The organism is Hydrogenophaga sp. (assembly GCF_041633695.1).
Lineage (GTDB): Bacteria > Pseudomonadota > Gammaproteobacteria > Burkholderiales > Burkholderiaceae_C > Hydrogenophaga.
On sequence record NZ_JBFJMY010000221.1, the window covers coordinates 1 to 6794 of the forward strand.

Genomic DNA, 6794 nt, shown 5'->3' on the forward strand with positions numbered 1-6794 from the left:
CGCGCCAGTCCGTGGGTGGCGGTGAGTGCGATGCAGCGCACGCGCTGCGCGTCGAGCTGGGCCATGACTTCGAGCGCCACCTGCTCGTGTGCGCCGGCGCGCAGCAGCGTGCGGATGGCGGGCAGATCGGCTTCAAAACGCACATCGACGACGCTGCCGCGCACCGCCGTCACCGTGCCGCTGCGCTGTGTCATGTGCGCATCTCCTCGCCGAGCAGCAAGGCCTGCGCGTGTTCGGCCAGTACGCGCTCCTCGTTGGTCGGGATCACCCAGGCGCTGACGCGGCTGCGCGCGGTGCTGATGCGGGTCTGGCCCGTCTGGTGCACGGCTTGGTTGGCCGCCTCGTCGATCTCGACCCCCAGCCAGGCGGCGTCGTGGCAGACCCGGCTGCGGATCGCCGCGCTGTGCTCGCCGATACCGGCGGTGAACACCAGTGCGTCCAGCCCCCCCAGCGTGGCAGCCAACCCCCCGAGCTCGCGCGCGATGCGCGCCACGAACAGGTCGATGGCCGCCGCCGCGCGCGGGTCGGCGCTGTCTTGCAGCACCCGCATGTCGCCCGAAATGCCCGACACCCCCAACAAGCCGCTGGACCGGTACAGCAGCGCCTCCACCTCGGGCGGCGTCATGCCCAGGCTCTGGATCAGGTACAGCACCACGCCCGGATCCAGGTTGCCGCAGCGGGTGCCCATCATCAGGCCATCGAGCGCGGTGAAGCCCATGGTGGTGGCCACGCTTTGGCGCTGCCGCATGGCGCACATGCTCGCGCCGTTGCCCAGGTGGGCCACGACCACGCGGCCATCGGCCTGTTCACCCAGGTGCGCGGGCAGGACGCTTGCGATGTATTCGTAAGAGATGCCGTGAAAGCCGTAGCGCCGCACACCGGCTTCGCGGATGTGGGCGGGCAGCGCGTAGGCCTGCATGACCCAGGGCTGTTTGGCGTGGAAGGCGGTGTCGAAACAGACGACCTGCGGCAGCTGCGGCGCCAGTGCCGCGACCACCCGGATCGCCGCCAGGTTGTGCGGCTGGTGCAGCGGTGCCAGCGGGCTCAATGCGTCGAGCTGCGTGAGCAGTTCGGGCGTGACGCGCATGGCTTGCGTGAAGTGTTCGCCCCCATGCACCACCCGGTGCGCCACGCCGTGCAGGTGCTGGCCCGGCAACTGCCGTTCCAACCAGCCGAACAGGTGCTGGAACGTTTGTGCATGGCCTTGTGGCGTGTCGGGCGATGGCGGCAGTTGCTCGCCCGAGAGCGCAGCGCCGTTCCGGTCCCAGGCCTGCAGCCGGGCTTTGTCGCCCACGCCGTCGAGCACGCCGTGCAGCAAGCGCTCGGGCGGTGCCAACAGGGTGTTCGGGCGGCCCGGGATGGGCGCGCTGCGGGCAAAGGCCGCGAACTTGACGTTGGAGGAGCCCGCGTTCAGCACCAGGGTGACGCTGTTCATGATGAGGCTTTGCTGCGGTCGGCGGCGCACAACACCGCGATGGCGCACGAGGCGATGCGGGAATGGGCGGAGTCGGCCCGGCTGGTCAGCACGATGGGCACGCTGGCGCCCATCACGATACCGGCGGCCTGCGCATCGCCCAGGTATTCGAGCTGCTTGGCCAGCATGTTGCCGGACTCCAGATCGGGCACGACCAGGATGTCGGCATCGCCCGCGACCTCGGAGCGGATGCCCTTGGTCTGGGCCGCGGCCATGGACACGGCGTTGTCGAAGGCCAGCGGGCCGTCCACCAGGCCACCGGTGATCTGGCCCCGGTCGGCCATTTTGGACAGGGCGGCGGCGTCCATGGCCGAGCGCAGTTTGGCGGTCACGGTTTCCACCGCCGACAGCACCGCCACCTTGGGGCAGGGCACACCCAGCGCGTGGGCCAGATCGATCGCGTTCTGCACGATGTCGACCTTGGCGTCGAAGTCGGGCGACACGTTGATCGCCGCGTCGGTGATCAGCAGCGGCTTGGGGTAGCGCGGCACGTCGAGCACGAACACATGGCTCATGCGGCGCCCGGTGCGCAGACCGGTCTGTGCGTTCACCACCTGCGAGAGCAGCTCGTCGCTGTGCAGGCTGCCCTTCATCAAGGCCGCCAGTTCGCCCGCCCGCACCATGGCCACCGCCTTGGCCGCTGCGGCATGGCTGTGCGGCACATCCACCACTTCCAGGCCGCTCAGGTCCAGCTGGTGGGCCTCTGCCAGGCTGCGGATCTTGGCGACCGGGCCGATCAGCACCGCCTCGATCAGGCCCAGGCGGGCCGCGTCGACCGCGCCGGTCAGCGCTTCCGTGCTGCAGGGATGCACCACGCCCATGCGGATCGGCTTGTAAGCCGAGGCCGCCGCCAGCAACTGGTCGTAGCGCAGGTTCTTGTCGGCAAGCAAGGCCTCGGGCAAGTCGGTGCGGCGTATGCGCAGTTTTTCGGTCGGGGCCATGACCTCGGCCTCGCCGGTGATGACGTCCACACCGTCCTGGTTGCTGCACCGGGCGTCCAGCAGCAGCCGGTGGTGGGCGGCGTCCCTGGTCTTTACGGTGACCGTGATGGTCAAGGTGTCGCCGATGTGCACCGGCGCATGGAACTTGAGCGTTTGCCCGAGGTAGATCGTGCCCGGGCCGGGGAAGCGGGTGCCCAGCAAGGTGGAAATCAGCGACGCGCCGAGCATGCCGTGGGCAATGATGCCGTGGAAGCGGCTGCTCTTGGCGTACAGCGCGTCGACGTGCGCGGGGTTGACGTCGCCCGAGACGGCGGCGAAGAGCTGGATGTCCCGGTTGGTCACGGCGCGCACCAGGCTGGCCGAGTCGCCCACCTGGATTTCGTCGAACGGGTGGTTGTCCAGAAAGTCGTCGGAGCCGGTGTCGGACCAATGGGTGGGCAGGAGAGTGGACATGTGTGCTTATCCCATCACGTGGTAGCCGGCGTCGACGAAGGTGACGTTGCCGGTCATGGCGCGCGCCGCGTCGCTGCACAGCAGGGCGGTGACGGCGCCCACGTCTTCGATCGTGACGAGCTGGTGTGCGGGTGCGCGTTGCGCGGCGCGATCGAGCAACTGCTCAAACGCGCCGATGCCAGAAGCGGCGCGCGTGCGGATCGGCCCCGGCGAGACCGCGTGCACCCGAATGCCGGCCGGGCCGAGCTCGGCCGCCAGGTAGCGCACCGTGGCTTCGAGGGCGGCTTTCACCGGCCCCATGAGGCCGTAATTGGCGATCACCTTTTGCGCGCCGTAGTAGCTCATGGTGACCAGGGCACCGCCCTCGCTCATCAGCGGTTCGGCCAGCCGCGCCATGCGCAGGAACGAGTGGCAGGAAATGTCCATGGCCTGGGCGAAGCCCGCTGCGCTGCTGTCCACCAGGCGCCCGTGCAGATCGGCCGCAGGCGCGTAGGCAATGGCGTGCAGCACGAAGTCGAGCCGACCCCAGCGCTGCCGGATCTGGGCGAACAGCGCGTCGAGCTGTTCGGGCTGTTGCACGTCCAGCGGCGCGAAGATGTCGGCCTCCAGCTGTTCGGCCAAGGGCTGCACATGCGCTTGGGCTTTCTCGTTCAAGTAGGTCAGCGCCAGCGTGGCGCCTTGGGCGCGCATGGCCTGGGCGCAACCGAAGGCGATGCTGTGCTGGTTGGCGATGCCCACGATCAGCCCCTTTTTGCCATGCAGGCTGGGCAGGGTGGTGGTCAAGGTGCCGGTGTTCATGTTCCGGTCCTCATGTCATCAACACGTATCGGCCGGGCGCATCGCCCAGGTGGGTCGCCGCTGCGCCGCCCAAGGCCGGTGGCGCCACACGGCGCCCGCTCTGGTGGCGCAGCCACTGTGTCCACGCTGGCCACCACGAACCGGGGTGCGCGGGGGCGGTGGCAGCCCAGGCTTCGGGGTCCTGGTAGCGGTCGCTGGCGGCGTGCTGGGCGATCTGGTAGCTGCGTGGCACGCCGGGTTCGGGCGGGTTGACCACGCCCACGTTGTGGCCGCCGCTGGTGAGGCAGAAGGTGAGTTCGGTGTCGGTCAGCAGGTGGATCTTGTAAACCGAATGCCAGGGCGAGACCGTGTCGCGCTGGGTGCCCAGGGCAAACACGGGTACGCGGATGTCCGTCAAGGCCACTGGCCGCCCACCGACCCGGTAGCGCCCTTCGGCCAGGTCGTTGTGCAGGTACAGCTGGTGCAGGTATTCGTGGTGCTGGCGCATGGGCATGCGGGTGGCGTCGGCGTTCCAGGCGATCAGGTCGCTGACCGGCAGCGGACGCCCCATCAGGTATTCGTGCTCCATGCGCGACCACACCAGATCGCGCGAGTTGAGCATGGCGAAGGCGCCGGCCATCTGCTTGCCGTCGAGGTAGCCCTTTTCGCCCATCACATCGTCGAGGTAGGCGAGCTGGCTTTCGTCGATGAACAGGCCGAGCTCGCCCGGTTCCGTGAAGTCGAGCTCGGAAGCCAGCAGGGTGACGGATTTCAGGCGCTCGTCGCCGTCGCGGGCCAAGGCGGCCGCCGCGATCGACAGCAGGGTGCCGCCCAGGCAATAGCCGAGTGCCTGAACGCGCCGCTTGGGCATGATGTCGCCCACCGCATCGAGCGCGGCCATCACGCCGTCTTGCAAATAGTTGTCCATGCCCAGCTCGCGGTCTTGCCCGTCCGGGTTGCGCCACGAGACCATGAACACGGTGTGGCCCTGCTCCACCAGATAACGCACCAGCGAGTTGTGCGGCGAGAGGTCCAGGATGTAGAACTTCATGATCCAGGACGGCACCATCAACACCGGTTCCGCAAACACCGTGGATGTCTGCGGCGTGTACTGGATGACTTCGATCAGGTGGTTGCGAAACACCACCTGGCCCGGCGTGATCGCCACTTCGTGGCCGGGGCGGAACTCTTGCATGGCCGGAGGCGGCTGGCCGTTGGCCAGCCGCAGCAGGTCCGCTGCCCGGTTTTTCGCGCCCTGCACCAGGTTCGCGCCGCCGCTGCGGGCGGTTTCGGCCAGCACTTCGGGGTTGGTCCAGAGAAAGTTGGAGGGCGAACACATGTCCAGCCACTGGCGGGTGAAAAAGGTGGCCAGGTGTTCGTGGTGGGCGCTCACGCCCGGCACGTCGCTGGTGGCGCTGTGCCACCACTGCTGGTTCAGCAGGAAGGCCTGGGCCATCAGGTGGTACGGCCACTGGCGCCACTCGGGTGCATCAAAACGCCGGTCTTGCGGCAGCGGATCGATGCAGGCGGTGTGGCAGCTGTCCGGGCCGTGTGCCGCGTGCAGAGCCAGGCGCGCGGCTTTGCGCTGCGCCTTCAACAGCAGCTCGGTCTGGCGCCCCGGTGAGATCGCGAGGTGGGTGAACCAGTCCATATAGGCACCCACCACCGATGTCGGCGAGATGCCTTGGGTGAGGTGGGCCAGCTGGGCGTGCAGGCTGCGGTCCAGCTGGGTCAGCGCGGAGGGCTGGCTGTCGTCGCGCGGGGCGGGTTGGGATGGCTGGGCGGACGCGGGCGTCCGGGGGCTGGGCATTTTGGCGGACATGGGGGTGTGGGGCTGGGCCATCGTGCGGTGGCGAAACAGGTGCGTGAGCAGGATCGCTGGGCGGTGGGACCGGCGCTAGACGGCTTGGTTCATTGTGGCCAGCCCTATCCCGCACGGTCTTGATCTGGATCAATCCACACCGCGACCACCCCGGCGCCGAGGACATGCCTGGTGGCCCGCCGCACGCGAGGGCCCGCCACCACCGGCGGCGTGGGGTTGGATCGCTGGGGGCTCAGTGGATCAAAAAAGGCCGTGCGCGCGGTGCGGCGCACAGCCGCAGCCCTAGTCTGTGCTTCAGCAGCGCTCCAGCACGGTGGCAATGCCCTGGCCGCCGCCTATGCATTGGGTGGCGATGGCGTAGCGTGCGCCGGTGCGTTGCAGCAGCTGTGCCGCCTTGCCGGTGATGCGCGCGCCGGTGGCGCCCAAGGGGTGGCCCAGCGCGAGGGCACCGCCGTCCCGGTTGATGCGCGAAGGATCGATCTCCAGGTCGGCCAGGCAGGCCATGGCCTGGGCCGAGAAGGCTTCGTTGATTTCCACCACCTCCAGGTCTTGCACGCCCAGCCCGGCGCGCGCCAGCGCCTTGCGCGTGGCCGGCACCGGGCCGATGCCCATGATCTCGGGTGGGCAACCGGCCACGGCCAGCGAGCGGATTTGCGCCAGCGGCTGCAAGCCGTGGCGGCGCACAAAGGCCTCGCTGGCCACCAGCACCGCCGAAGCACCATCGGTCAACGGTGACGAGGTGCCGGCGGTCACGCTGCCGTCGGCCAGAAAGGCGGTCTTGAGCTGGGCCAGCGCAGCTGCGGTGGTGCCAGGGCGCAGGCAGCCGTCGCGCGCCACCGTGCTGCCGTCGGGCAGCGTCAACGGCACCACCTCGTCGGTGAAAGCGCCGGCTTCGAAGGCGGCTGCGGCCTTGCGCTGGCTTTCCACGGCAAATGCCTCTTGCGCGACACGGTCGATGCCGTGGCTGCGTGCCAGGTTCTCGGCCGTCATGCCCATGCTGGTGTAGGCCTCGGGATAGTCCGACAGCAGCGTCGGGTTGGGCGAGCTGCTGAGGCCGCCCTGCGGCACGCGGCTCATCGACTCGACACCGACGCACAAGAAGAGTTCGCCGGAACCGGTGGCGATGCTGCCGGCGGCCACGTGGATGGCCGACATCGACGAACCGCAAAAGCGGTTCATGGTCATGCCCGCCACCTGGCTGGGCAGACCGGCCAGAAAGGCCACGATACGCGCCAGGTTGTCGCCTTGTTCGCCTTCGGGGTAGGCGCAGCCGAGCAGCAGATCTTCGATCAGCCCGGCTTCAAATGGCTGGCGCGCCACCAGGGCC

At 68.9% G+C, this 6794-nt stretch carries 5 protein-coding genes and 1 pseudogene; all 6 read right to left on the minus strand.

The window, feature by feature from the left end:
- Positions 1-194 (minus strand): annotated as a pseudogene (locus tag ABYB95_RS13950) (F0F1 ATP synthase subunit beta); the annotation flags it as partial.
- Positions 191-1435 carry an acetate/propionate family kinase gene (locus tag ABYB95_RS13955; protein WP_372659170.1) on the minus strand — a complete coding sequence of 415 codons (1245 nt, stop codon included), beginning with the start codon at positions 1433-1435 and terminating at the stop codon, positions 191-193. The pseudogene ABYB95_RS13950 and the gene ABYB95_RS13955, both read right to left, overlap by 4 nt.
- Complete coding sequence (locus tag ABYB95_RS13960; protein WP_372659171.1) at positions 1432-2868, minus strand: bifunctional enoyl-CoA hydratase/phosphate acetyltransferase; 1437 nt, start codon at positions 2866-2868, stop codon at positions 1432-1434. Before ABYB95_RS13960 ends, ABYB95_RS13955 begins: the two co-directional genes overlap by 4 nt.
- Before the next feature lie 6 nt (positions 2869-2874).
- On the minus strand, positions 2875-3666 hold the full coding sequence (fabI, locus tag ABYB95_RS13965) for an enoyl-ACP reductase FabI (protein WP_372659172.1): 792 nt from the start codon (positions 3664-3666) through the stop codon (positions 2875-2877).
- A 10-nt stretch (positions 3667-3676) separates the two neighbouring features.
- Positions 3677-5467 (minus strand): PHA/PHB synthase family protein, encoded by a 1791-nt coding sequence (locus ABYB95_RS13970; protein WP_372659173.1) that lies wholly within the window; start codon positions 5465-5467, stop codon positions 3677-3679.
- A 294-nt stretch (positions 5468-5761) separates the two neighbouring features.
- On the minus strand, positions 5762-6794 hold a 1033-nt coding region (locus ABYB95_RS13975; RefSeq protein WP_372659174.1), incomplete at its 5' end, for an acetyl-CoA C-acyltransferase.